Annotated in this window: 28 protein-coding genes and 1 pseudogene; 4 read left to right on the forward strand and 25 right to left on the reverse strand. The window is 59.8% G+C overall.

Annotated elements, in window-relative coordinates:
• Positions 1-66: 66 nt before the first annotated feature.
• From Q4S45_RS20325 to Q4S45_RS20335, 3 genes are all read right to left on the reverse strand, one after another.
• Positions 67-897, reverse strand: a complete 831-nt coding sequence (locus Q4S45_RS20325; protein ID WP_305507218.1) for a PPK2 family polyphosphate kinase — start codon at positions 895-897, stop codon at positions 67-69.
• Entirely contained in the window at positions 894-1,319 is a 426-nt protein-coding gene (locus Q4S45_RS20330; RefSeq protein ID WP_305507219.1) for a CoA-binding protein, read from the reverse strand. Before Q4S45_RS20330 ends, Q4S45_RS20325 begins: the two co-directional genes overlap by 4 nt.
• Positions 1,320-1,504: 185 nt before the next feature.
• Positions 1,505-2,869 carry a S41 family peptidase gene (locus Q4S45_RS20335; RefSeq protein WP_305507220.1) on the reverse strand — a complete coding sequence of 455 codons (1,365 nt, stop codon included), beginning with the start codon at positions 2,867-2,869 and terminating at the stop codon, positions 1,505-1,507.
• A 174-nt stretch (positions 2,870-3,043) separates the two neighbouring features.
• Here Q4S45_RS20335 and Q4S45_RS20340 point away from each other — a divergent pair, with 174 nt between their 5' ends.
• The 3 genes from Q4S45_RS20340 to Q4S45_RS20350 all read left to right on the forward strand — a co-directional run bounded on the left by Q4S45_RS20340 (position 3,044) and on the right by Q4S45_RS20350 (position 5,779).
• Entirely contained in the window at positions 3,044-3,658 is a 615-nt protein-coding gene (locus Q4S45_RS20340; protein ID WP_305507221.1) for a peptidoglycan recognition family protein, read from the forward strand.
• A gap of 197 nt (positions 3,659-3,855) precedes the next feature.
• Positions 3,856-4,917 (forward strand): ParA family protein, encoded by a 1,062-nt coding sequence (locus Q4S45_RS20345; RefSeq protein ID WP_305507222.1) that lies wholly within the window; start codon positions 3,856-3,858, stop codon positions 4,915-4,917.
• Positions 4,907-5,779 carry an SIR2 family protein gene (locus Q4S45_RS20350; RefSeq protein WP_305507223.1) on the forward strand — a complete coding sequence of 291 codons (873 nt, stop codon included), beginning with the start codon at positions 4,907-4,909 and terminating at the stop codon, positions 5,777-5,779. Before Q4S45_RS20345 ends, Q4S45_RS20350 begins: the two co-directional genes overlap by 11 nt.
• Positions 5,780-5,803: 24 nt before the next feature.
• Here the strand turns inward: Q4S45_RS20350 and Q4S45_RS20355 are convergent, their stop codons facing one another.
• The 17 genes and pseudogenes from Q4S45_RS20355 to Q4S45_RS20435 form a co-directional block, all read right to left on the reverse strand.
• A complete protein-coding gene (locus Q4S45_RS20355) occupies positions 5,804-6,847 on the reverse strand; it encodes a putative phage abortive infection protein (RefSeq protein WP_305507224.1) in 1,044 nt (347 codons plus the stop codon).
• A gap of 144 nt (positions 6,848-6,991) precedes the next feature.
• Positions 6,992-7,170, reverse strand: a pseudogene (locus Q4S45_RS20360) (ATP synthase delta/epsilon chain alpha-helix domain-containing protein); the annotation flags it as partial.
• A 58-nt stretch (positions 7,171-7,228) separates the two neighbouring features.
• Positions 7,229-8,329 (reverse strand): M28 family peptidase, encoded by a 1,101-nt coding sequence (locus tag Q4S45_RS20365; protein ID WP_305507225.1) that lies wholly within the window; start codon positions 8,327-8,329, stop codon positions 7,229-7,231.
• Positions 8,330-8,511: 182 nt separating this feature from the next.
• Positions 8,512-8,934 carry a F0F1 ATP synthase subunit epsilon gene (locus tag Q4S45_RS20370; RefSeq protein ID WP_305507226.1) on the reverse strand — a complete coding sequence of 141 codons (423 nt, stop codon included), beginning with the start codon at positions 8,932-8,934 and terminating at the stop codon, positions 8,512-8,514.
• Between the two features lie 30 nt (positions 8,935-8,964).
• On the reverse strand, positions 8,965-10,365 hold the full coding sequence (gene atpD, locus Q4S45_RS20375; protein WP_305507227.1) for a F0F1 ATP synthase subunit beta: 1,401 nt from the start codon (positions 10,363-10,365) through the stop codon (positions 8,965-8,967).
• Positions 10,366-10,398: 33 nt separating this feature from the next.
• Positions 10,399-11,274 (reverse strand): F0F1 ATP synthase subunit gamma, encoded by an 876-nt coding sequence (atpG, locus tag Q4S45_RS20380; RefSeq protein ID WP_305507228.1) that lies wholly within the window; start codon positions 11,272-11,274, stop codon positions 10,399-10,401.
• A 57-nt stretch (positions 11,275-11,331) separates the two neighbouring features.
• Positions 11,332-12,873: a F0F1 ATP synthase subunit alpha gene (gene atpA, locus Q4S45_RS20385; protein ID WP_305507229.1), complete on the reverse strand. Its 1,542-nt coding sequence runs from the start codon at positions 12,871-12,873 to the stop codon at positions 11,332-11,334.
• Between the two features lie 62 nt (positions 12,874-12,935).
• On the reverse strand, positions 12,936-13,469 hold the full coding sequence (locus tag Q4S45_RS20390) for a F0F1 ATP synthase subunit delta (RefSeq protein ID WP_305507230.1): 534 nt from the start codon (positions 13,467-13,469) through the stop codon (positions 12,936-12,938).
• Positions 13,470-13,471: 2 nt separating this feature from the next.
• Positions 13,472-13,942, reverse strand: coding sequence for a F0F1 ATP synthase subunit B (locus Q4S45_RS20395; RefSeq protein ID WP_305507231.1), 471 nt, complete (start codon positions 13,940-13,942; stop codon positions 13,472-13,474).
• A 73-nt stretch (positions 13,943-14,015) separates the two neighbouring features.
• Positions 14,016-14,258, reverse strand: coding sequence for a F0F1 ATP synthase subunit C (atpE, locus tag Q4S45_RS20400; protein WP_305507232.1), 243 nt, complete (start codon positions 14,256-14,258; stop codon positions 14,016-14,018).
• Between the two features lie 66 nt (positions 14,259-14,324).
• Positions 14,325-15,209 carry a F0F1 ATP synthase subunit A gene (atpB, locus tag Q4S45_RS20405; RefSeq protein WP_305507233.1) on the reverse strand — a complete coding sequence of 295 codons (885 nt, stop codon included), beginning with the start codon at positions 15,207-15,209 and terminating at the stop codon, positions 14,325-14,327.
• A 2-nt stretch (positions 15,210-15,211) separates the two neighbouring features.
• Entirely contained in the window at positions 15,212-15,550 is a 339-nt protein-coding gene (locus Q4S45_RS20410) for an ATP synthase subunit I (RefSeq protein ID WP_305507234.1), read from the reverse strand.
• Between the two features lie 290 nt (positions 15,551-15,840).
• Positions 15,841-16,725, reverse strand: coding sequence for a ParB/RepB/Spo0J family partition protein (locus tag Q4S45_RS20415; protein ID WP_305507235.1), 885 nt, complete (start codon positions 16,723-16,725; stop codon positions 15,841-15,843).
• Positions 16,726-16,747: 22 nt separating this feature from the next.
• Entirely contained in the window at positions 16,748-17,518 is a 771-nt protein-coding gene (locus Q4S45_RS20420; RefSeq protein WP_305507236.1) for a ParA family protein, read from the reverse strand.
• Between the two features lie 114 nt (positions 17,519-17,632).
• Positions 17,633-18,289 carry a 16S rRNA (guanine(527)-N(7))-methyltransferase RsmG gene (gene rsmG / locus Q4S45_RS20425; RefSeq protein ID WP_305507237.1) on the reverse strand — a complete coding sequence of 219 codons (657 nt, stop codon included), beginning with the start codon at positions 18,287-18,289 and terminating at the stop codon, positions 17,633-17,635.
• Positions 18,286-20,217, reverse strand: coding sequence for a tRNA uridine-5-carboxymethylaminomethyl(34) synthesis enzyme MnmG (gene mnmG, locus Q4S45_RS20430; RefSeq protein WP_305507238.1), 1,932 nt, complete (start codon positions 20,215-20,217; stop codon positions 18,286-18,288). The genes rsmG and mnmG overlap by 4 nt, the downstream gene beginning before the upstream one ends.
• A gap of 160 nt (positions 20,218-20,377) precedes the next feature.
• Entirely contained in the window at positions 20,378-21,148 is a 771-nt protein-coding gene (locus Q4S45_RS20435; protein WP_305507239.1) for a TSUP family transporter, read from the reverse strand.
• A gap of 112 nt (positions 21,149-21,260) precedes the next feature.
• On the opposite strand from Q4S45_RS20435, the gene Q4S45_RS20440 reads away from it, so the two are divergent.
• Positions 21,261-22,418, forward strand: a complete 1,158-nt coding sequence (locus Q4S45_RS20440) for an iron-containing alcohol dehydrogenase (protein WP_305507240.1) — start codon at positions 21,261-21,263, stop codon at positions 22,416-22,418.
• A gap of 100 nt (positions 22,419-22,518) precedes the next feature.
• On the opposite strand, the gene Q4S45_RS20445 is transcribed toward Q4S45_RS20440, so the two are convergent.
• From Q4S45_RS20445 to Q4S45_RS20465, 5 genes are all read right to left on the reverse strand, one after another.
• Positions 22,519-22,827, reverse strand: coding sequence for a DUF1272 domain-containing protein (locus tag Q4S45_RS20445; RefSeq protein ID WP_305507241.1), 309 nt, complete (start codon positions 22,825-22,827; stop codon positions 22,519-22,521).
• Positions 22,820-23,221: a helix-turn-helix domain-containing protein gene (locus Q4S45_RS20450; protein WP_305507242.1), complete on the reverse strand. Its 402-nt coding sequence runs from the start codon at positions 23,219-23,221 to the stop codon at positions 22,820-22,822. Before Q4S45_RS20450 ends, Q4S45_RS20445 begins: the two co-directional genes overlap by 8 nt.
• Positions 23,218-23,610, reverse strand: coding sequence for a type II toxin-antitoxin system RelE/ParE family toxin (locus Q4S45_RS20455; protein ID WP_305507243.1), 393 nt, complete (start codon positions 23,608-23,610; stop codon positions 23,218-23,220). The genes Q4S45_RS20450 and Q4S45_RS20455 overlap by 4 nt, the downstream gene beginning before the upstream one ends.
• A gap of 197 nt (positions 23,611-23,807) precedes the next feature.
• Positions 23,808-24,791: a branched-chain amino acid ABC transporter permease gene (locus Q4S45_RS20460; RefSeq protein WP_305507244.1), complete on the reverse strand. Its 984-nt coding sequence runs from the start codon at positions 24,789-24,791 to the stop codon at positions 23,808-23,810.
• A 21-nt stretch (positions 24,792-24,812) separates the two neighbouring features.
• Positions 24,813-25,697 carry a branched-chain amino acid ABC transporter permease gene (locus tag Q4S45_RS20465; protein WP_305507245.1) on the reverse strand — a complete coding sequence of 295 codons (885 nt, stop codon included), beginning with the start codon at positions 25,695-25,697 and terminating at the stop codon, positions 24,813-24,815.
• Positions 25,698-25,805 lie beyond the last annotated feature (108 nt).

Genomic DNA, 25,805 nt, shown 5'->3' on the forward strand with positions numbered 1-25,805 from the left:
GTTCGCCACTCGCCCCAAAATGGGGTCAGGTCCGCAGGACCAGACCCCCTCTCGCGCTTGCGTCGCCTATTCGACCTTCAGCTTGGACAGCGCCGGATCGGCCTTCGGAAACGACAGGTTCAGATCCTGCAGCACTTCGAGCAGCAAGGTCGAGATCAGCAGGTTGCGGTGGGTTTTCGAATTGGCCGGAATCACGTACCACGGCGCGTGGTCGGCGTCGGTGGCGGCGATGGCGCGCTGGTAGGCGTGCTGATAGTCATCCCACTTCTTGCGCTGGACCAGGTCGTTCGGATCGAATTTCCACTGTTTGTCCGGATCGTCCAGCCGCTCCTGCAGGCGCTGGCGCTGTTCTTCCTTCGAGATGTGCAGGAATACCTTGACGATCAGGGTGCCGGACTCGGCCAGCATGCGCTCGAAGTCGAGAATCTGCTGGTAGCGGCGCTTGCATTCCTTCTCGTCGATGATGCCCTGCACCACCGTGATCAGCACGTCTTCGTAATGGCTGCGGTTGAAGATGGTGATCTCGCCCCAGCCCGGCACGTAGGGATGGATGCGCCACAGGAAATCGTGCGCCAGCTCGGCGTCGGTGGGCGCCTTGAAGCCGACCGCGTTCAGGCCCATCGGATTGATGCGGCTGAACAGCGCGCGGATGGTGCCGTCCTTGCCGGCCGTGTCCATGCCCTGCAGCACCAGCAGCACCTTGTGCTTGCGCTGCGCATACAGCATCTCCTGCAGGACGGCGATCTGGTCGGTCTGCTGCTCGGTCAGTTCGCGCTCGTCCTGCTTGATCTCGCTCTTCGAATCGCCGTTGTCGCCGCTGCGCAGGGGCTTGTCGTCGGCATCCTCCTCGCGGACCTTGAAGTTCTTGCCGGCGCGCAGGCGTTCGCGTGCTTTCATGATGGCTCCGATGTATCGCTCAGTTTGAGGTGCTCGATTTTCATGCAGTGGTTCATCACCACGTCGAGGCCGGCCGCCCCGGCTAGGTCGGCGGCTTCGTGATTCTCGATGCCGAGCTGCATCCACAGGCAGCCGGCGCCGACCGCAATCGCGTCGCGGGCAATGGGGAGAATATCTTCGGATTTGCGGAAGCAGTCGACCACGTCGATGCGCACGCCGGCCGCGGCGGCTTCGGGCAGGCTGGCGTACACCGTCTCGCCCAGGATTTGCTGGCCGGCGTACGATGGATTGACCGGTACGATGCGGTAGTCGTGGCGTTGTAAGTAAGTGGCCACTCCCAGGCTGGCGCGCTCGGGATTTGGCGACAGGCCGACCACGGCGATGGTGCGGGCTTGCTCCAGGATTTGCGGGATAGACCTCATGACGATGTTTTACGCGACAGTTGTGAAGGCTTTAGCGTAGCAGTTCGTCAAGAATGGCGGCGCGGGCCACGCAGGAAAATGGGGGCAGGTCCGCAGGCGCGACGGGGACGCCGAGTCCCCGGTTTGCCGCCGCCGCGTGAGGTACCCGGGGTCTGGTCCCGCGGACCTGACCCCATTCTGGGCGCTCAGTTGAGCTTCTTGCCCGGCATGTTGCGCCCGTTCTGGATCAGGACCAGCTGCGGCGAGCCATCGTCGGCCTTGTTGAACCGCACTTGGGCATCGACCTCGCGGACGAAAAACTCCGTGTCGCTCTTGGCGAACAATTCCATCACCGGCTGTCCCTGCGCCTGTCCGTACAGCCGGTCGCCATCGCGGGTGATGTCGATAATCATCTTTGGCGAGACCTGGTAGCGGCCAATGTAGCCGTCCAGCACCGCCGGCGCCACCTTGATGACCTGAGAATCCGCTCGAACCGGGCTGCCGAGCGCCGCAGCGGTGGCGCGCAGCGATTTCGCATGCTGTGGATCGCTGGCTGCGGCGGCGAGCTTTTCCAAAGCCATTTTTTGCGCCACTGCAAGCGCGTCGGACGCCGCCACCTTGACGTCCGGCGCCACGCCGGTGTGCTCCCAGCTGGTCTTGGTGATCGGATTGATGGCCCGGCCGTTCGGAATGAAGGCGCTGAAATACGGCGTCAGCTGATGCCCGCGCCCGGGGTTGGCGCCGCCGCCGGTGGTTTCGCCGACCAGGGTGGCGCGTTGCAGTACCTTGAGGTTATTGCTGAACTCCTCGCCGCCGGAGAAAGTCTTCGAGCTGGTCAGCACATACACCGGCTTCTGCTGCCCGAACTTCTTCCCCGGAACGTCGGCGCGGGTCCAGAATTCCTCGGTACGGTTGCCTTCCCTCCAGTGCAGGTCGTTGAGATGGGTTCGCTGATCGAACAGGTAGCTGGTGAGAAAGGCGACGCCGGCCGGGTCGCCGCCACCGTTGCGGCGCAGGTCGACGATCAGGGCGTCGCAATCGGCCAGCTGCGTCATGGCGGCGGTGAGCGCCTGTTCCGCGTGCTTGACGGGCACGAAACCGCGCACTTCGAGGTAGCCGATATTGCCAGGCAGTTTTTCAATGCCGCCCAGCCCGTAGTTCAACTCCTTCATGCGCGCGAGCATGCGTGCCTCGTCCGGCGCCGGGCCGGTCTTGTCGCGGGCTGGCTCGGGCGCCATCGGCGTGTCGCTGGCGCGTACGCCCAGGTGGAGATCGTTACCGGCGGCGCGCACGTCCGCGGTCAGCGCCTCGGCGAAGTCCTGCCGCCGCACCAGGCCGTCATAGGCGCCGCGCTTCTGCTTGTCGCGCAGCGCCACTTCGATCTTTGCGGCGACGTCAGGGAAGACATAATAGTCGTTCAGATGCCGCACCAGGGCGTCGATGACTTGGGCGCGCGCGGCGGCGTCCAGCGTTGGCGCCTGGGCGACGGTGTCGACGCGCGGGGTGTCTTGGGCGAAAGCGGCCGGCGCCAACAGCAGCGTCGCGACGCAGATTGCGGAAAGTCTGAACACGGTCGTCTCCTTCGAACGGGATGGGAATGAAGCGACTATAGATGAGTCTGTTCAGTAAATATTAAAAATGCGACAAGCTGTATGTTTGGCAGGATTAACGGTAAAAATGCGCGGCCCAATGGCGGCGTCGGCCAAAACGTGAAAAGATAGCGGCCTCACCAGGAGCCGTTACCCATGACTTTGACTTCCCACCTTTCCCGCGCGCTGTTCGGCGCCCTGCTGCTGCCTGCCCTCGCTTTCGCCGCACCGACCCTCGACGAGGTCGAGCAGCACATCGTGTCGGTCGCCCAATGGGGCGGCACGCCGGCAGATCCGGCGCTGGCGCGCAAGCAGGAGATCACCCACATCACGCTGCATCACCAGGGCGAGCCTTTCCCGCAGGGGAAGGATCCGGTCGCCTACCTGCGCAACCTGCAGACCTGGTCGCGCAGCACCAAGCACTGGCTGGACATTCCGTATCACTACATCATCGACCTGGACGGCAAGATCTACGAAGGACGCAAGCTGGAATATGCGGGCGATACCAACACGGAATACGACCCGAAGGGCCACGCGCTGATCGAGGTGGTGGGCAATTTCGAGGACGTGCAGCCAAACCAGAAGCAGCTCGACGCCGTGGTCGACCTGATGGCGCTGCTGGCGAAGAAGTATCACGTGTCGATCGACCAGATCGCCGGCCACAAGGATTACTCGGCGCAGACGGTGTGCCCGGGCGAGCACTTGTATGCTTACCTGCAGGACGGTTATTTCCGCCAGAAGGTGGCGCTGCGCCTGGCCCAGAGCCGCTGAACGATCATCTTGCGCGCGGCACCGCTCCCTTGTCGTTCGGTCAAAAACGGTAAAAGTCGCCTGTCGCTCTTGGAGTTCATCGGCGTGCGAATGTGTGACGTTCATTTAGTGACGAGCGTCAATTTTTAGAGTAGTGTGCCGGTATCGATATTGGGAGCGATCTCCACCTCGGTCAACCAATTTAACGCGTGAAAAATATGAAAACAATCGCAATTTTCAACAATAAAGGCGGCGTAGGTAAAACCACCTTCTGCGCCAACATCGCCACACACTTCGCGATGACACATAAGAAGCGGGTATTGGTCCTGGACCTTGATCCCCAGGCGAACATCACTCACTATATGTTAGGCGCCGAAATGGCAGGAAGCGTCGTTGCGCCTTACTATGACCGAACGATCCCAAAAGTTCACAATAGTATTGTGGATGCCTTCGACCGATACGAACTAGGGGAAAGCGTAATCAATACGGACATCAAAGAAATATATTGCGAAAGATTCGAGACTTCGTTGATTGCGGGAAATCCTTTTTTGGCAAGTTTTGAGGATATTCTCAGCAAGAAGTGGAACGAACTTTCCGATCCGGATATGGTTGGAGGGATACGCATATCAAACTGGATTCATACGCTGCTACAGAGCAAAAGCGAAGATTATGACTACGCCTTTATCGATCTAAGCCCGAGCATCGGCGCATTAAATCGAACCGCGTTACTGGCGGCGGATTATTTCATCGCCCCAATGAGTTGTGATATCTTTAGTTTAGTCGCAATAAAAAACATAAAAATTTGGTTTGACAAGTGGGTTTCGTATTACAACGAGAAATATAAGATATTTGCCAAAGAAAAAGGACACATCCTCGCTCAGATTCCGGGCGAAATCAAGGCTGGTGTAAATATTGATCAGGGCTTCCTAGGCTACACGCTCCAGTCCTATATATCGCGAAAAGATGCTGCTGGAAATGTTCGCACAACTGATTCTTACCAGCGAATTATCGACAATTTTGAACCGGAAATCGAACGGCATTTGAGTCCATTTAAAATGCCATCGGTTACAAAGAACGCGGATTTGAATCTAGGCGAAATTCCGCATATGTTCGGTATTTTGGCCCTTTCACAATATGTCGCTGCACCGATCACTAATCTCAACGCGAGCGATGGCATGGCCGGTTCCCAGTATGCGCAAGCTAAGAACTACGTATTGGCGTTCAACGTTATTACCGAAAAAATAATGAAGAACCTCGGGGAGCCGTTGAATGTGGCCTGAATCACTAGTGCGGGAACTTATCGAGAAACGTTGTGTGATTCGAGTTGGATCGGGAATGTCGTGCCAAGCAACCGATCAAGATGGAAACCGCCCTCCTTCGTGGCCCGCCCTGCTTGAATCCCTCCGGACAACAACGCTTCACGATGATGCTTCACTTCAGCTGACTGCCGAATTCATTGCCGATAAAAGATACCTGGACGCAGCCGAAATCATTCGCCTAAAAGGACGCTCAGCAGATTTTAACGCCAAGATAAAGAGCACATTTATCCAGAGAGACTACCAAGTCTCAGACGCCCATAAGCTTCTCGTTTCCATCGCTCCGAAGATCTTGGTGACGACGAATTATGACACCATAATTGAAGGCGCATTAATCAGCGAGTCCGGCCACAATTCCTTCACTCAATATGAGCACACTCGAGAAGGTTTGCTTGACGCTTTACGATCACCGACGCCCATACTAATAAAAATGCATGGCTGCGCGAAGCATCCGACTGAGATCGTCTTGTGTAGGTCCGATTACTTTAAACTTAGAAAAAAATATGGCAGTTTCTTCGAGCTAATATCCGCAGTGTACAAATTGAATACTGTTCTCTTTATCGGCTGCGGAATCGAAGATCCGGACATAAATCTTATTTTAGAAAACAATCAGGTTCAAGCAGATACTAACCATCCGAGTTACGCAATGGTCGGATCGATGTCATACGCGGCGAAAGTGAAAGATACGGTAAAGAGTCAATACAATATCGACTTAATAATTTACGAGCAAGCGCACGCCGACGACCACTCGAAATTTTCACAAAAACTAACAGAATTAGCGGATCAGGTAGAACTTGCAAGGAAGAAATTCGGGCTGCCTTCTTGAAACCACTATTGACCGAAACACCGATCAAACGCTCTTAACGAGATCGAGAACCTCTGGGTTCCGGCCGAACGCGCTTATACGTTCGGACGGCAACCCCGCCCGGTCGCCGCTGTCCATCACGTATTGCGAAATCATCTCGGGCGAAGCGATCGTTCGCCCGTTTCCAGAGTAAGAGTAGTTCGTTCCCTTGCGCTCGAGTGGGATATGCTCTAGAAAACGATATTTTATTAGCAGACGCTTAAACTCGCCATGATCGACCATGCCGTCCAAACAATTTAGAAAGAGGATCGCCAGTTCAGCGGAAGAAAGTTGTGCTCGGAAAATATTCGCATACCTCTGTTGAATCTCGAGCGGCAAAATGGGCTCGTGGTGATCATCAATTATTCTTAGTGCTTGGTATAGGTTTCGAAAATAATGTCCCATGACACCATTATTTCTGTTCTGCAGGCTTTTGTATGCAGCAACTATTTCGGCTGTGCTGGACAAATTGGTCAATCCAATGATTACCTCCCCGAAAACCGCCCTCCCGGAAGTAATAACATCGGGCAGGGGGGGCTGTCCTGAATTCCGCCGAATTACGTCCATTTGCGGCTGAGGGATCATTGACCGCGAAAAAACTAGTCCGTCAATAATTTTATGATGCAGCTCGATAAGGTTGAAAACGGTGTTTTCAACCGCCCGGACGGTCTGTGCTGCGGCGTTCCTCGTGTTTTCATCCTTCGTGTGCGATAGCTCGACGCGTTGCATCACAATTGTGACGATAACGCCAAAAAATGTGAGGAATGTAAATATCGGGTTAAGCACGCCGCCGAAAAAATCTCCGAAAGGTCCAAGTAGTTCGCCTAACGGCTTTTTGGTCGAAAGCGCGCTGCCGATTGCACTTGGAGCTGCACTTTCCCCGGATAACCCAAATGCGACGTCAATAACGAAGACCAAAATCGTTGCAATTCCGGCGAAGGCAAACAACCAAAAGAATGTTCGAATAACGTTTCGATGCTTCTTAAGCAACTCGACGCCGCCCTCGCTATCGATAAAAAGCCCCGCGAAGCGCTCATAGATCTTATTCACAGAATGTTCCTTGCTTTGGGTTCGATTGAAAATTCATCGCCGATTTCCGACTATCTTGCGTATGGGTCAAGCATTTCGTGGGATTATAGGATGCCACCATTAAAAAAGGCATCCGAGGCTGTCTTTTTTGTGCTTGCGCGACGCTTACCGCTTGTGGCGCAGCTTGGCGATTGTGGCCAGCTGGGCGAGGCGGTTGCCAGCTCAGCCTGCGCTTTCGCGTAGTCGATCTTCAAGTCCTTGTTGACCTTCAGCTCTTCGGCCATCTTCTTGGCTTCCAGCGGTTTTGCTTCGTCAAGGTCATGCCCGCGAATCGCGGTATCGGCCGAGGTGATGGCGACGGGTCGGTCAAGTCATCCGCCGGCATGTATACGGCCCGTATCCCTATTTCAAGTTGCGCTGGTTCCAGATTTTCAGGTAATCGGCCGCCTTGGGATTGGCCGTGTCCCATGCGGGCGCCTTCGGATTATTGGCGATCATCGAGATGCCCAGCGCCATGGCGCGGTCGACCGCCGCCATGTTGTCGTAGTCGATCTTGTCGGCGTGGTCGGTGGCGCGATGATAGTCCGGGTAGCTGTAGGCGACGCTGACGGTATGCGACGGGATGCCGTGGTTGGCCAGCGCCTGGTTGTCGCTGAGGGCGAAATACCTGTCGCTGTTGACCGGGTGCTTCCAGATCCGGATGCCGGTCTGCTCGCCGGCCTGGCGGAGGATGGCGCCAACTTCGGAAAAATCGAAGCCGGTCACGCCGGCCGAGAGCTTCTGCTCGCCCTCGTCATCGTCGGTCCGGCCAACCTGTTCGAGATTGATGCCGGCGACGGTGCGCTCGACCGGCACCAGCGGATGGGCGCCGTAATAGCGCGAACCGACCATTCCATGTTCCTCACCGAATACGGTCATGAAGACGATGCTGCGCTTCGGGCGCACCGGCTGCGCGGCGAAGGCGCTGGCCAGCTCGATCACCGACACGGTGCCGCTGCCGTCGTCGTTGGCGCCGTTGTAGATCTGGTCGCCGCTGCCCGGGCGGGTACCGAGGTGGTCGTAGTGCGCGGTGACCAGGATGTAGGTATCGCGCAGGACCGGGTCGGAGCCGCGCAGAATGCCGACGACGTTACGCACCTTCACCGGCGCGGCGTCGGGGGCCGGCGGATTCTTGTGGCGGCGGGGGTTGATCAGGTTCCAGTCGGCGGTCTGGAAATAGCCGTCGTCACCCAGCGGCTCGAGGCCGGCGCGGCGGAACTGGGCGGCGATGTAATCGGCGGCGAGGTCCAGCCCCGGCGACGGCGTGCCGCGTCCGCCGAGCTCATCGGACGCCAGGTAGGTCAGGTGCGTGCGCATGGTGTCGGCGGAGATATGGCCGAGCAGGCGGACCGTGTCGGGCGGCAGCGGCGCCGGGGTTGCGGCGTGCGCCATCGACGGCGTGCAAAGGGCGATCGCGGCGGCGGACAGGATGGCGCGCAGGGGAATGAGGCGAAGTACGGTCATGGGTGCTTGCGCCCGGCAAGGGACGCCCCTCTCCAGAAGTTGTTTAAAGGGAATGATTGCGCCCGAGTATCGCTGATCTTGCGATGCAAGTAAAGCCTGGGCCGCCGTACCCGCCCCCGGCGTCGACGCCAACAATGAAAAAAGGCAGCCGAGGCTGCCTTTTTTTTGTGCATGCGCGACGCTTACCGCTTGTGGCGGAGCTTGGCGATTGCGGCCAGCTGGGCGATGGCGGTTGCCAGCTCAGCCTGCGCTTTCGCGTAGTCGATCTTCGAGTCCTTGTTGACCATCAGCTCTTCGGCCATCTTCTTGGCTTCCAGCGCTTTTGCTTCGTCAAGGTCATGCCCGCGAATCGCGGTATCGGCCAGGACCGTCACCGCGTTCGGCTGCACTTCCAGGAGGCCGCCCGCGACGAAGACGAACTCTTCTTCTTCGCGGCCAACTACCTTGATCCGTACAGCACCCGGCTTGATGCGCGTGATCAGCGGGGTGTGCTTGGGATAGATCCCCAGCTCACCCGCTTCACCCGGCAACGCGACGAACTCGGCTTCGCCCGAAAAAATCAGGGACTCTGCCGATACAACGTCAACGTGAATAGTGTTTGCCATGTGTTGTCCTATCGCTGTGAAGGAGCCGAATTAACCGAGCTTCTTGGCTTTTTCGATTGCTTCTTCGATCGTGCCAACCATGTAGAACGCTTGCTCAGGCAGGTGGTCCAGTTCGCCCGACGCGATCATCTTGAAGCCCTTGATCGTGTCTTTCAGCGAAACGTACTTGCCCGGCGAACCGGTAAACACTTCAGCGACGTGGAACGGCTGCGACAGGAAACGCTGCATCTTACGTGCGCGAGCGACGACCAGCTTGTCTTCAGGAGCCAGCTCGTCCATGCCCAGAATCGCGATGATGTCACGCAGTTCCTTGTAACGCTGCAGGGTGCCCTGGACAGCGCGCGCGGTGTCGTAGTGCTCCTGGCCGACGACCAGCGGGTCCAGCTGGCGCGAGGTCGAGTCGAGCGGGTCGACCGCAGGGTAGATACCCAGCGAGGCGATGTCACGCGACAGAACGACGGTCGAGTCCAGGTGGCCGAAGGTGGTTGCAGGCGACGGGTCGGTCAAGTCGTCCGCTGGCACGTACACGGCCTGGATCGAGGTGATCGAACCGGTCTTGGTCGAGGTGATGCGCTCTTGCAGGCGGCCCATCTCTTCGGCCAGGGTCGGCTGGTAACCCACCGCCGATGGCATACGGCCCAGCAGTGCGGACACTTCGGTACCGGCCAGCGTGAAGCGGTAGATGTTGTCGACGAAGAACAGAACGTCCTTGCCTTCGTCACGGAACGATTCAGCGATCGTCAGGCCGGTCAGCGCGACGCGCAGACGGTTACCTGGCGGCTCGTTCATCTGACCGTAGACCATCGCCACTTTCGAGTTGGCAGGGTTTTCCAGGTCAACCACTTTGGCGTCAGCCATCTCGTGGTAGAAGTCGTTACCTTCACGGGTACGCTCACCGACGCCGGCGAACACGGACAGACCCGAGTGCGCTTTTGCGATGTTGTTGATCAGTTCCATCATGTTGACGGTCTTGCCCACACCTGCACCGCCGAACAGACCGACCTTGCCGCCTTTTGCGAACGGGCAGACCAGGTCGATAACCTTGATGCCGGTTTCCAGCAGGTCTTGCGACGGCGACAGTTCGTCGTACGCAGGAGCCACGCGGTGGATCGAGGCGGTGCGCTCGTTCGAGACAGGACCGCACTCGTCGATCGGGTTGCCCAGCACATCCATGATGCGGCCCAGGGTCGCGACGCCAACCGGCACCATGATTGGGTTGCCGGTGTTCTGGATGGTCATGCCGCGACGCAGACCTTCCGAGCTGCCCAGCGCAATGGTACGGACGATGCCGTCGCCAAGCTGCTGTTGTACTTCCAGGGTCAGTTCGGAGCCTTCCATTTTCAGTGCGTCGAAAACTTTCGGCATTGCATTGCGTGGGAACTCAACGTCCACCACCGCGCCGATACACTGAACGATTTTGCCATCAGCCATGTTCGTTCCTTCTATATTTAATTTAATTCGGGTTTAGACCGCTGCCGCACCGGCGACGATCTCGGAGAGTTCTTTGGTAATCGCTGCCTGGCGGGTCTTGTTGTAGACCAGCTTCAGCTCGCCGATGACGCTGCCGGCGTTGTCGCTCGCCGCTTTCATCGCGACCATGCGCGCCGACTGCTCAGATGCCAGGTTTTCCGCCACTGCCTGGTACACCAGCGCCTCGACGTAACGCACCAGCAATTCGTCGATCACGGTTTGCGCTTCCGGCTCGTAGATGTAATCCCACGAGTGGTTACCCTTGTCGCCTTCGAGCTTGGCGGCCGGCAGCGGCAGCAACTGCTCCACCATCGGCTCCTGCTTCATCGTGTTGACGAACTTGGTGTAGCACAGGTAGACGGCGTCGAGCTTGCCTTCCTGGAATTCGTCGAGCATGACCTTGACCGGCCCGATCAACTTTTCCAGGTGCGGCGTGTCGCCAATCTGGATCGCATGCGACACGACCTTGATGCCCACCCGATTCAAGAAACCCAAACCCTTGTTGCCAATGGCAACTGCTTCAATCTTGTTGCCAGCTGCTTCCAGCTCGCGTGTTTTCTGCGTGACCATCCGCAGCACGTTGGTGTTCATGCCGCCGCACAGACCTTTGTCGGTGGTGACGATGATGAAGCCGACGGCTTTCGCTTCCGTGCCCTTGGCTTGCGCCATGAACGGATGCGTGTATTCCGGATTGGCACTGGCCAGATTGGCGGCGATATTCCGAATCTTGTCACTGTAGGGACGGGCGGCCCGCATGCGATCCTGCGCCTTGCGCATTTTCGACGCGGCGACCATTTCCATCGCCTTGGTGATCTTCTTCGTATTCTCTACGCTCTTGATCTTGCCTCGTATCTCTTTGCCTGCTGCCATGAGTCCTTACTCCTTGTGCGCTTTCGGGCGCCGCGTCACCGCGGCGCCGTCAGACTATTAATATGCGCCGGATTTCTTGAATTCAGCAACAGCGGCGGACATCGCGGCTTCGCCGTCCTTGTCCATTGCCTTGCTTTCTTCGATCTTGGCCAGGAGGGCAGCTTGCTTGGTCTTCATGTAGCCGTGCAGGCCGGCTTCGAACGCCAGCACCTTGTTGACGGCGACGTCATCGAAGAAGCCCTTGTTCACGGCGAACAGCGACACGGCCATCAGCGAGATCGGCAGCGGCGAGTACTGAGCCTGCTTGAGCAGTTCGGTGACGCGCGCGCCACGGTCGAGCTGCTTGCGGGTCGACTCGTCCAGGTCCGATGCGAACTGCGCGAACGCAGCGAGCTCACGGTACTGCGCTAGGTCGGTACGGATACCGCCGGACAGGTTCTTGATGACCTTGGTCTGTGCTGCACCGCCGACGCGCGATACCGAGATACCCGCGTTAATGGCCGGACGCACGCCCGAGTTGAACAGCGAGGTGTCCAGGAAGATCTGGCCGTCGGTAATCGAAATCACGTTGGTCGGAACGAAGGCCGACACGTCGCCTGCCTGGGTTTCGATGATCGGCAGCGCGGTCAGCGAGCCGGTCTTGCCCTTGACGGCGCCGTTGGTGAACTTTTCGACGTAGTCAGGGTTCACGCGTGCTGCGCGCTCGAGCAGGCGGCTGTGCAGGTAGAACACGTCGCCTGGGTACGCTTCGCGGCCTGGCGGACGGCGCAGCAGCAGCGAGATCTGGCGGTAGGCGACTGCCTGCTTCGACAGGTCGTCGTACACGATCAGCGCGTCTTCGCCGCGGTCGCGGAAGTATTCGCCCATGGCGCAACCCGAGTACGGGCTGATGTACTGCATCGCCGCCGATTCGGACGCCGATGCGGCCACGACGATGGTGTACTCCATCGCGCCGTGCTGCTCGAGCGAGCGCACGATGTTCTTGATGGTCGATGCCTTCTGGCCGATCGCGACGTAGATACACGTCATGTTCTGGCCCTTCTGGTTGATGATCGCATCGACTGCGACAGCCGACTTACCGGTCTGGCGGTCGCCGATGATCAGCTCGCGCTGGCCACGGCCGATAGGTACCATCGAGTCGATCGACTTCAGGCCGGTCTGCATAGGCTGCGACACGGACTGGCGGGCGATCACGCCCGGAGCGATCTTTTCGATCGGCGCGGTCAGCTGCGCGTTGACAGGACCCTTGCCGTCGATCGGCTGGCCCAGCGCGTTGACCACGCGGCCACGCAGCTCAGGACCGATCGGCACTTCCAGGATGCGGCCGGTGGTCTTGACGGTGTCGCCTTCCGAGATGTGCTCGTAAGCACCCAGAATCACGGCGCCGACCGAGTCGCGCTCGAGGTTCATGGCCAGGCCGAAGGTGTTGCCTGGGAATTCCAGCATCTCGCCCTGCATCACGTCCGACAGACCATGGATACGGCAGATACCGTCGGCGACGGAGATAACCGTGCCTTGATTACGAACTTCAGCGGAACCTTCGAGGCCCTGGATCCGGCTCTTGATCAGTTCGCTGATTTCAGATGGGTTAAGTTGCATGCTAACTCCTAATAGTTTCTTGATGCGTAGGGCAAGAGGCGGGGCGCCGGTGTGTGCGAGCGTTACGACGCCAGCGCAACATTCATCTGTTGCAGCTTGGCGCGTACCGAGGTATCGAGCACTTCATCACCGACGACCACGCGCACACCACCGATCAGCGATGGATCCACTGTCACCGTTGGGTTGAGCTTGCGGCCAAATTTCTTTTCCAGTGTCGAGACCAGTTGCGCAACCTGGTCGCTCGACATGTCGAACGCGCTGATGATGCTGGCGTCGGCAGCGCCTTCCTGGGCGTTTTTCAGCACAGCGAATTGCGCGGCGATCTCAGGCAGCAGCGCGACGCGGCCGTTTTCGATCAGCATGGCGATGAAGTTCTTGCCTTCAGCGCCCAGCGGCGACTTGACCAGCGAAGCGAACGTGTCGTTGACCTGAGCCGGCGTCACGTTCGGATTGCGGGCGAAGGCCTGCACATCCTGGTTGACACCGATGTTGCCCAGTTCGGACACGAGGCCGGACCACGCTGCCATGTCGCCGGTTTGGGCGACGCGGAACAGCGCTTCGGCGTAGGGACGGGCGACGGTTGCGAGTTCTGCCATGATTACAGCTCGGTTGCCAGTTGCGACAGCAGGTCGGCGTGGGCCGATGCGTTCACTTCGCGCTTGAGGATCTGCTCGGCGCCCTTGACGGCCAGGCCGGCAACTTGCGCACGCAGTTCTTCGCGGGCCTTGGTCACTTGCTGCTCGGCGTCGGCCTTGGCTTGCGCCACGATGCGGGCGGCTTCAGCGTTGGCGTTGGCCTTGATCTCGTCGGCGACCATCTGCGCGCGCTTTTCAGCGTCGGCGATGCGCTTCTGGCCTTCGTCGCGGGCGCCAGCCAGTTCGGCTTGCACACGCTTCTCGGCAGCTGCCATGGCCAGTTTGCCCTGGTCGGCGGCGGCGAGGCCTTCGGCGATTTTCTTCGCGCGGGCATCGAGTGCGCCCATGATCGGCGGCCACACGAATTTGGCGATCGAAAATGCCAGGATCAGGAAGACGATCGCCTGGACGAACATTGTCGAATTTAAATTCACAGCATTTTCCTTCTCAGAATGACGTATGCCGGGCCCCGCGCAAACGCAAAGCCCGGCTATTGAGAACTACCGCTTACGCAGGGAACGGGCTGGAGAACGCAAACATCATCGCGATACCAACGCCGATCAGGAATGCAGCGTCGATCAGACCGGCCAGCAGGAACATCTTGGTCTGCAGGGTGTTCATCAGTTCTGGCTGACGTGCCGAAGCTTCGATGAACTTACCGCCCATGATGCCGATACCGATACATGCACCGATAGCACCCAAACCAATGATCAAGCCGCAAGCCAGTGCTACGAAAGCGATGTTAGTCATCAAAAACTCCTTAAATAATCAAAAAAGTAAAACGTTAAAATAAAAACTACGACCTACAATTAAAACTTAGTGCCCTTCATGCGCCTGGCCGATATACACCAGCGTCAGCATCATGAAAATGAACGCTTGCAGAGGCACGATCAGCAGGTGGAACAGCGCCCAGCCCGTGCCGAGGAGAACATGCAGGCCGGCCAGTGCGACGCTCTGGGTGGTGAAACCGACCCAGGTAGCGCCCAGCAGCGCGATCAGCAGGAACAGCAGTTCGCCGGCAAACATGTTGCCGAACAGTCGCATCGACAGCGAAACGGTCTTGGCCGCGTATTCGATCAGGTTCAGGCCGAAGTTGAAGATCCACAGCGCAGGGTGCTTGCCGAACGGTGCGGTGAACAGCTCGTGCACGAAGCCGCCGCCGCCCTTGATCTTGATGCCGTAGTAAATCATGCAGGCGAACACCACCAGGCCCATGCCGAAGGTGCCGTTCAGGTCGGCGGTCGGCACGACGCGGAAGAACGGACCGTGGCCTTCGGCGTTGTGGATGCCCATCTTGTCGAAGATCCAGGCGAAAGTATCGACCGGCAGGAAGTCCATCGAGTTCATCAGGATGACCCAGACCAGCACGGTCAGCGCCAGCGGGGCGATGAAGCTGCGGTCGCCGTGGACGATGGCCTTCGACTGGTCTTCCACCAGCTCGACCAGCGCTTCGACAGCCGCCTGGAAGCGGGTCGGCACGCCGGAGGTGGCGCGGGTAGCGGCCGCGCGCAGCAGGAAGAAGGCGACGATCGCCATCAGCACCGACCACAGGATGGTGTCGTAGTTGATGACGTGGAAATCGATGATGCCAGGCTGGGGCGCCGAACGCAGGTGTCCCAGGTGGTGGGTGATGTATTGCCCTGCAGTGAGCGTATGCTCGGCTGCCGGGTGTGCTGCTGCCGCCACGGTTTCAGTAGTCATGTCTAGCGCCTAAACAATAAGATGATGTAACTTTTCAGTGCCACGATGAAGCCGCAAATCAGTGCGAGCCAGTTCAAATCGCGGTACAGCCATGCGGTCGCGCCAAGCAGCGCCACCGTCAATGCAATCTTGATAAATTCACCGATCATGAACGTCATCGGGTTCGCGCCACCGGGTTTCTGGGCGTTGGCGAACAGGCGCAACGCGAACAGACCGTTAGGAACGACACAGCAAAACCCACCCAGCATTGCGGAAAACATCGCAGGCCAGCCCGCCAGCAGCCAGGCGATTACGCCAGCGACTACTGTTGCCATCAATTGCAGGGAAACTATGCGCAACATTTTTTGTTCTTTTTTCAGCGTAAAAAAGCTGTGTCGCGTGTGGTGGAATTGCGTGAATCAGCGGGATTATAAGGTTTATGCAGATACGCGTCAAACGTTGACGCACTTAAAAGATGCGTAAAAGACCTCGAAAACCACGCTTGTTCCGTTGCGGTGCGAGCAAGATTGTGTAATCTGGCGGAAAGGCGGAAACTTGCCTGGGGTCAATGACTTAAAGATGAAAAATGGGGTCGGGTCCGCAGGACCAGACCCCGATGCTCAATGCGGCGCCGGCTCGGCCGCGTTTTGATTTACGCGCGCAGGCGGGCCAGCACGCCGTCCAGGATGTCGAGGTCGGCAAAATCGATGATCATCTGGCCACGTCCCTTGGCGCCCATCTTGAACAGCACCGGCGTGGCCAGCTTGTCCGACAGCTCTTCCTCCAGGCGCACGATGTCGCCCGATTTTTCCTTGCTGCGCGGCACGGCCGGGTTGGCGGCCTCTTCCATCGTGCGCGTTACCAGCTTTTCCGTCTCGCGTACCGACAGGCGTTTCGCCACCACCTGGCTGGCCAGGCTGATCTGCGTCGCCGCATCGACCGCCAGCAGCGCGCGCGCGTGGCCCATGTCGATGTCGCCGGCCATCAGCATGGTCTGCACCGGCTGCGCAAGGTTCATCAGGCGCAGCAGGTTCGACACCGCCGAACGCGAACGGCCCACCGCGTGCGCGGCCTGCTCGTGGGTGAAATGGAAATCGTCGATCAGGCGGTGGATGCCCTGCGCCTCTTCCAGCGGATTGAGGTCTTCGCGCTGGATATTCTCGATCAGCGCCATCGCCGCGGCGGCCTGGTCGTCCACGTCGCGCACCAGCACCGGGATCTGCTCAAGGCCCGCCAGCTGCGCCGCGCGGAAACGGCGTTCGCCGGCGATGATTTCGTAGCGCATCACGCTGCCGTCGTTGCCGACCGGGCGCACCAGCACCGGCTGCATGATGCCCTGGCTCTTGATCGACGCGGCCAGTTCGTTCAGCGCGCCTTCGTCCATGCGGGTGCGCGGCTGGTATTTACCGGCCTGCAGCTGCGTCACCGGCAGCGAGGACGGCGCGCCGGCGTCGGCCGGCTGCTGGGTGAAATCGCCGTCGCCGCCGAGCAGCGCTTCGAGGCCGCGGCCGAGGCCCTTGAGTTTTTTGGTTGCCATGTTTCGTGTTTCTCTCTATTGATTACATTGTCTTGATGCGCTGGACCATCTCGGCGCCGAAGGCGACATACGCCTGCGCGCCTTTCGAGGACGGATCGAACACAACGCCAGGCACGCCGTACGACGGCGCTTCCGCCAGTCGCACGTTGCGCGGGATGATGGTCTTGAATACCTTGTCGCCGAAATGCTGCTCGAGCTGGGCCGACACCTGCTGCGACAGCGTCATGCGCGGATCGAACATCACCCGCAGCAGGCCGATGATCTTCAGGTCGTGGTTCAGGTTCGCGTGCACCTTCTTGATCGTGTTGACCAGGTCGGACAGGCCTTCGAGGGCGTAGTACTCGCACTGCATCGGGATGATCACGCCGTGCGCGGCGCACAGGCCGTTGAGCGTGAGCATCGACAGCGCGGGCGGGCAGTCGACCAGGATGAAGTCGTACTCCGCGTCGACCACGGCCAGCGCATCCTTCAGGCGCCGCTCGCGCTGCTCGAGTTCCACCATCTCGACTTCGGCGCCGGCCAGCTCGCGGTTCGACGGCAGCACGTCGAAGCGGCCCGACTCGGAACGCTGGCGCGCCGCGTTGACGTCGGCCTCGCCCAGCAGCACTTCATACGTCGACGCTTCCAGGCCGGCCTTGTTGATGCCGGCGCCCATCGTCGCATTGCCCTGCGGGTCCAGGTCCACCAGCAACACCCGCTGATCCAGCTTCGCCAGCCCCGCCGCCAGGTTGACGCTGGTAGTGGTCTTGCCTACTCCGCCCTTCTGGTTTGCTACGCAAAATATTTTGGCCATGTATGTTCTTATAGTCGACGCAAGGAATTCGATTTATACCATTCATACTATCTAAATCGTATAAACGATTTATTCGGTATATCTGGTATAAACCATTTATACGGTTTATATGATTTACCCGGTTTGCCCGGATCGTTCGATGAATACCAGGTGCCGCTCCGCATTCAGCCCCGGCACCTCCAAAGGCCTCAATTCGCTCACTTTCCACTCGCCCGGCAGCCGCTCCTGTTCGTCCGGCGGGGCCACCCCTTTCAAAGCGATGAATTTTCCGCCCTCGGCCAGATGGTGTCCCGACCAGTTGACGAAGTCCGACAGGTCGGCAAAGGCGCGCGAGGTAATGACGTCGAATTGCTGCGGCACCTGCACTTCCTGCACCTTGGCCGTGTACACCGTGACGTTGGCCAGGCCCAGTTCGGCCTTCACTTGCTTGAGGAATGCTGTTTTCTTGTGCACCGTGTCGATCAGCGATACTTTCATGCCCGGTTTGGCGATGGCCAGCACGATACCCGGCAGGCCGCCCCCTGCCCCGACGTCGAGCACGTTCTGCGCGCCGTCGAAGGCCGGCACCGCGGCCAGCGAATCGAGCAGGTGGTGCGTGACCATCTGCATCGGGTCGCGCACCGAGGTCAGGTTATAGACTGAATTCCACTTGAACAGCAGCGCCAGGTAATCGAGCAGCTGTTCGTGCTGTTTCTCATCCAGGTCCAGCGATAATGCTTTGATGCCGTCTGCTAATGCTTTTGAAAGGACTGCGCGGTCGAAAAACTTCATTGAGCCAGCTCCTCGTTGAGGGTGGTAAATCCTTTCGCACCGCGTTTTTTCAAATGTACCAGCAAAAGCGAGATGGCGGCAGGTGTCACCCCGGAAATTCTTGATGCCTGACCCAGGGTTTCAGGGCGCTGCTTGTCGAGCTTTTGCCGCACTTCGATCGACAATGCGCTGATGTCGAGGTAGTTGAACCCCTCCGGCAGCTTCAGGTTTTCGTAGTGGTCGTGGCGCTCGACTTCTTTCGCCTGGCGGTCGATGTAGCCGGCGTACTTCAGCTGGATCTCGATCTGCTCGCGCACGGCGCCGTCCTCGACGCCAGGGCCGGCCAGTTGCTGGCCGTCGACGCCGGTCATGCCCATTAGCTTGTCGTACTCCACGCCCGGCCGGCGCAGCAGGTCGGCCAGCGAATATTCGCGCTCGATGGCCTGGCCGATCACGCGCTCGGACTCCGCCGCGGCGAGGATGCGCGGGTTCACCCAGGTCGAACGCAGGCGCTCCAGTTCGCGCGCCACGGCTTCGCGCTTGGCGTCGAAGGCGGCCCACTGGGCGTCGCCGACCACGCCCAGCTCGCGGCCGATTTCGGTCAGTCGCATGTCGGCATTGTCCTCGCGCAGGCTCAGGCGGAACTCGGCGCGGCTGGTGAACATGCGGTACGGCTCGGCCACGCCCTGGGTGGTCAGGTCATCGACCAGCACGCCCAGGTAGGCTTCCGAACGCCCCGGAACCCAGGCGTCCTTGCCTTGGGTTAGGCGCGCCGCGTTGATGCCTGCGAGCATGCCCTGCGCCGCCGCTTCTTCGTAGCCGGTGGTGCCGTTGATCTGGCCGGCGAAGAACAGGCCGCCGATGGCCTTGGTTTCCAGCGAGGTTTTCAGGCCGCGCGGGTCGAAATAATCGTATTCGATGGCGTAACCGGGACGCAGGATGAAGGCGTTCTCCATGCCCTTCATCGAGCGCACCAGGTCGATCTGCACGTCGAACGGCAGGCTGGTCGAGATCCCGTTCGGGTAGAACTCGTTGGTCGTCAGGCCTTCCGGCTCGAGGAAAATCTGGTGCGAATCCTTGCTGGCGAAGCGGTGGATCTTGTCTTCGATCGACGGGCAGTAGCGCGGCCCCACCCCTTCAATGACGCCGGTGTACATCGGGCTGCGGTCCAGGCCGGCGCGGATGATGTCGTGGGTGCGCGCATTGGTGTGGGTCATCCAGCACGGAATCTGCTTCGGATGCATCGCGGCGTTGCCCATCACCGAGAACACCGGAACCGGATCGAGGTCGCCCGGCTGCTCGGTCATCACCGAGAAATCGATCGAGCGGCCGTCGATGCGCGGCGGCGTGCCCGTCTTCAGGCGGCCCTGCCCCAGCTTCAATTCCTTCAGGCGCGCCGACAGCGAGATCGCCGGCGGGTCGCCAGCGCGGCCGGCCGAGTGCGATTGCAGGCCGACGTGGATCTTCCCGTCCAGGAAAGTACCGGCCGTCAGCACCACCGCGCGGGCGCGGAAGCGCAGGCCGATCTGGGTGACCGCGCCGACGACGCGGTCGCCTTCGATCATCAGGTCGTCCACGGCCTGCTGGAACAGCCACAGGTTCGGCTGGTTTTCCAGTCGCGCGCGGATCGCCGCCTTGTACAGGATGCGGTCGGCTTGTGCCCGTGTGGCGCGGACGGCAGGGCCCTTGGACGAGTTCAGTATGCGGAACTGGATTCCCGCCTCGTCCGTGGCGATGGCCATCGCACCACCCATCGCATCGACTTCCTTGACCAGGTGGCCCTTGCCGATGCCGCCAATCGAGGGGTTGCAGGACATCTGGCCCAGCGTCTCGATGTTATGCGTAAGCAACAAAGTCTTCTGCCCCATACGGGCGGAAGCGAGGGCGGCCTCGGTGCCGGCGTGACCGCCACCGACCACGATGACGTCGAATTCAGTAGGAAATAGCATGTTTGGAAGCGTAAAGCGAGGGAGTGTGAGGCCAGATTATAGAGTCTTTTTGCCTCGACGACTCTTTTGCCGCCAGATTAGCGACTTGCGGAACAACGATGTTCCACGTGGAACAATCAAAAAACCGGGTGCGGCGATTGTTTCACGTGGAACAAAACGGTCAGAATGACCAGCGTTTGACGGCGTCCCAGCCCGTTTTCAGGATCAATAGACTGACGACAACCAGGAATAATTTGCGCACGAACACGCTGCCGTGGCGGATCGCCAACCAGGTTCCGCCCAGCGAACCGGCCACCTGGCAGACGGCCATCAGCAGGCCGAGCTGCCATAACAGGTGGCCGCTGTAGCCGAACCACATCAACGCGGAGATGTTGCATGCGACGTTGGCGACCTTGGCCGCGGCTGAGGCGCTGAGGAAATCGAAGCCGAAGAAGCGCACGAACAGGAACATCAGGAAGCTGCCGGTGCCCGGGCCAAAGAAGCCGTCGTAGAATCCGATGCAGGCGCCCATCCCTACCGCGACCAGTTTCTCGGTCGCGCCGCTGTGGACCGGAGCGTGAACGGAGCCGAAGTCTTTCTTGCGGAATGTGTAGATCGCGACGGCCAGCAGCACCAGCGGCAGCAAGGACCGGACGAAGTCGCCCGGCACGCGGGTCACGGTCCAGGCGCCGGCGAACGACAGTGCGAAAGCTGCCAGTGCGGCGGGCGCGGCGGCGCTCCACGCGACCTTCACCCTGCGCGCGTAGTTCACCGCGGCGGCGCTGGTGCCGAACACGCCGGCCAGCTTGCTGGTACCGAGCAGCGTGGCCGGGACCTCTTTCGGAAAGACCGAGAACAGCACAGGGATCTGGATCAGCCCGCCCCCACCTACCACCGCATCGACAAGGCCAGCCAAAAATGCGGCAGCGCCCAGCAACATAAAATCGACCATCGCTCTGCTTATCCCCACCAGAATTCAACACGCGATATTGTACGGAAGAAACACAGCAACTGCCGGGGACCTTGGTGTAAGCTTGACGGATCGACCACCGGACATCCCTGCCATGAATCCATTTACCTTCAGCACCGTGCCGCACGTGATTTCGGCGCCAGGTTCCGCCACCCGGCTTGGTGAGCACGTGCGCACCCACTTCCCTCTCGCCCGCCGCGCGATGATCGTCACCGACCCGGGCTTCCTGCGCACCGGCCTGGTCGATGCGCCCGCCCGCGACCTCGAACAGCACAACCTGCAGGCGCTGGTGTATTCGGACGTCGTCGCCGATCCGCCCGAGCACGTTGTGTTGAAGGCGGTCGAATTCGCGCGCCAGCATGCGGTCGATCTCATTATCGGCATCGGCGGCGGCAGCTCGATGGATGTGGCCAAGCTGATCGCCGTGCTGGCGGGCAGCGAACAAGGACTGGCCCAGATCTATGGCATCGGCAATGTGACCGGCAAGCGCCTGCCGCTGGTACAGGTGCCGACCACCGCCGGCACCGGATCGGAAGTGACCAATATCGCGATCGTCACCACCGGCGAGACCACCAAGATGGGCGTGGTGGCGCCGCAGTTGTATGCGGACCTGGCGGTGCTCGACGCCGAACTGACGCTGGGCCTGCCGCCGATGGTGACGGCGGCAACGGGCATTGATGCGATGGTGCACGCGATCGAATCGTTCACCAGCAAGCACAAGAAGAACCCGATGTCGGACATGCTGGCGCGCCAGGCGCTGTCGCTGCTGTCGGGCAATCTCGTCAAGGCATGCGAAAACGGCGCCGACCTGGAAGCACGTCAGGCGATGCTGCTGGGCGCCTATTTTGCCGGACAGGCGTTTTCGAATTCACCGGTAGCGGCGGTGCATGCGCTGGCCTATCCGATCGGCGGGATTTTCCATGTGCCGCACGGCTTGTCGAATTCGCTGGTGCTGCCGCATGTGCTGCGATTCAATATGCCGGAAGCCATGCACCATTACGCCGAGCTGGCAGGCATCGTCGCCCCGAAAGTGGCGGGGAGCGCCGAGGCCCGCGCGGAGGCGTTGATTGTTGCAATGCAGCAGATCGCGGCAATGACGGGGATCGAAACCAGCCTGCGGCAGGTGGGGATTACCGAGGCCGACCTGGACCGGATGGCCGACGACGCCATGAAGCAGACTCGCCTGCTCGGCAACAATCCGCGCGAGATGACGCGGGAGCATGCGCGCGCAATTTACGCAGCGGCGCTGTAAAACGACGGCGGTTTGGTCCGGCAGTCCCGACCCCGTAATTCATCCACAGCTTAAGCACATCCTGTACACCTGCTGTGCACAGCGTTATCCACAAAGTTATTCAGCGCTGTTCGGGCGGCATGTCTCGCAATGCCGCCAGCAACGGCGCAAACAGCGACTTATCCACCGGTTTGTAGGTGACTTTGGTGGTCGCTGGATCGTTTCCAAGGAAATTACCCCCCTTCCAATCTCGCGCCGGCCGGATTGGGCGCGGAACGAAATTTCCTCCACAGTTTGGACACACGTTATGCACAACGTTGTCCACACAGTCAGCACAGAAGGTACATTCGTAGCTGCAGATCCGCGCGTCGGGCGAATCCGGTGGCAAAGGCTTATTACAGTTTTCGCAGCCAGGGCGCAGTTCAAGCATGGGATTCCAACGGTTGCGTAGCGTCGGCATCGGGCTCCACCACGACAACCCTTGTACGGCCGTTCGCGCGCGGATTCGCAATCTTCCGCACCACGATCTCGACATCCTGTCCGAGCAGGTTCAGGTATTCCACCATTTTCTGCTGGCTGATACCTCGGAATCTTCCTCGCAGCATTTCAGACAGCTTCGGCTGGGTCATTCCAAGCTTCTCGGCGGCCTTCGCCTGCGTCCAATGGCGCGCTTTGATGATAGAACCGATTTGATATGCAAGATCGGCCTTGACCAACAGGTCGGTCGGGTCGGGAAGCCCGAGGTCCGCGAAGACATTGCCGCTACTGTGGGTGATACTAGCGTTTTCTGTAGTGCTCATGATCGCCTCGACGAATGGAGTCATTTTTCGTTCTTTGGAGCGGACCTGGCAGCCGCCTTTCGTGCTTTTGCCTTCTCATCCTCAAGCTCCTTCACACGCTTGAGACGTGCCTCGATGACGTTGATCTCTTCGCTGGGCGTCTTCCTGCCCTGTTTCGATTTCTTTTGAAAGCAGTGCAGGACATACACCACGTCAGCAAAATGCACGCTGTACACTGCGCGATAGGTGTTGCCGTCATCGTCCTCCGATATCTGCATCACGCCACCGCCAAACCCGGTGAGCTGCTTCACTTCGCCCGCTCTACCTCCCTGCTGCGCCGTGTACAAGGCAAAGCCAAACGTTTCCTTTACCGCCTCGGGCATCCTGCTGAGGTCGCTTCTTGAGCTACCGATGAAAATCAACGGTTTGGCCATAAATTATACCCATTTGGGAATAACGTGCGCCCGCACGAACTCAATCGTCTTTGAAATGATCTTGCTACAGCCCGATCAACGTCGAGCTACCTGCGAGGGTATCAGGGGGGGGCAGGGAGGCAGTTGAGCCCCGGACAGGGATTACCATAGAAAAACGCCCCAGGAGCGTTTTAATGCGTCCTGGGGCGTGTTTGAAGTCAGGCGACTTTCCTTCTTCGGCTGGCGGCAGCGATTGCCGCGCCGATCTCTCCGACGATCCCGCGTCGGAACAGCAGCACGCAGGCAATGAAAATCAGGCCGGTCACCATGCCGACCGATTCGCCCAGCGTCGAAAACCACTCGATGTGCGTCTTGGCCGCCAGGAAGGTTCCCAGGTCGCCCAGCTTGTTTTCCAGCGCGATGATGATAAAGGCGCCCAGGATCGGGCCGACCAGCGTGCCCATGCCCCCTACCAGCGTCATCAGGATGACCAGGCCGGACATGCTCCAGTGCACGTCGGTCAGCGTCTCGAAGCCCAGCACCAGCGTCTTGGTCGCGCCCGCCAGGCCCGCCAGCGCGGCCGACAGCACGAAGGCGGTCAACTTGTAGCGGTCGACGTCGTAACCGAGGGAGATGGCGCGCGGCTCGTTTTCCTTGATCGCCTTGAGCACCTGGCCGAACGGCGAATGCACGGTACGCATGATCAGGGCGAAGCCGGCAATGGCGATGGCCAGCACGACGAAATACAGCGTGGTGTCGTTGGCCAGGTCGATGACGCCGAACAGCTTGCCGCGCGGTACGCCCTGCAGGCCGTCCTCGCCGTGCGTGAACGGCGACCGCAGCATGGCGAAATACACCATCTGGGCCAGCGCCAGCGTGATCATCGAGAAGTAGATGCCCTGGCGGCGGATCGCCAGCAGGCCCATCACCAGGCCGATGGCCGCCGCGGCAGCAACACCGAGCAGGATGCCCAGCTCGACTGGCAGGCCGAGCGCCGACAAGGCGTAACCGGTCACGTAGCCGGCGCTGCCGAAGAAGGCTGCGTGGCCGAACGACAGCAGGCCGGTGTAGCCGATCAGCAGGTTGAAGGCGCAGGCGAACAGGCCGAAACACAGCAGCTTCATCAGGAAGACGGGATAGCCGATAAACGGGGCGGCCAGCGCAATGGCGAAGGCGATCAGGTAGCCGATTTTTTTGTTCAAAATATGCTCCGTTATGAAATATTATTTCTCTTTGCCGAACAGGCCGGCAGGACGGATCATCAGCACGATCACCATCACGACGAACACCACCACTTCCGAGCCTTCCGGGTAGAACACCCGGGTGAAGCCTTCGATGATGCCCAGGCCCAGGCCGGTCAGGATCGAGCCCATAATCGAGCCCATGCCGCCGATCACGACGACGGCGAACACGACGATGATCAGGTGCGAGCCCATCAGCGGAGTGACGTTGATGATCGGCGCGGCCAGCACGCCCGCGAAGCCGGCCAGCGCGACGCCGAAGCCGTAGGTCAGCGTGACCATCAGCGGCACGTTGATGCCGAACGCCTCGACCAGTTTCGGATTCTCGGTGCCGGCGCGCAGGTAGGAGCCGAGCTTGGTTTTTTCGATGACGAACCAGGTCGCCAGGCACACGCTGAGCGAGGCCAGCACCACCCAGGCGCGGTAGTTCGGCAGCATCATGAAGCCGAGGTTGGTGGCGCCGGACAGGAGTTCGGGCACATCGATCGACTGGCCCGACACGCCGAAGAAGGAGCGGAACACGCCTTCGAGCAGCAGGGTGATGCCGAAGGTCAGCAGCAAGCCGTACAGATGGTCGAGCTTGTAGAGCCAGCGCAGCATGGTCTTTTCGACGACCACGCCGAACACACCGACGACGAGCGGGGCGATCACCAGCATCGCCCAGTACGGCAGGCCGAAGGTGGTGACGCCGATGAACGCGATGAAGGCGCCCACCATGTACAGGGCGCCGTGCGAGAAATTGATGACATTGAGCAGGCCGAAAATGACGGCCAGGCCGAGCGAGAGCATCGCGTAGAACGAGCCGTTGACCAGTCCCAGCAGCAACTGGCTCATCAGGGCAGGAAGAGGAACGCCGAAAATTTCCATGGCATCACAGTAAAAAATACCGGTTCGCGCCGGCGGGGAACAAAGAAAAGAAGCGGGCATGCAACCCGCTTCGGCAGAATCGGGGTCTGGTCCTGCGGACCTGACCCC

Source organism: Massilia sp. R2A-15, from assembly GCF_030704305.1.
Taxonomy (GTDB): domain Bacteria; phylum Pseudomonadota; class Gammaproteobacteria; order Burkholderiales; family Burkholderiaceae_D; genus JAFCUW01.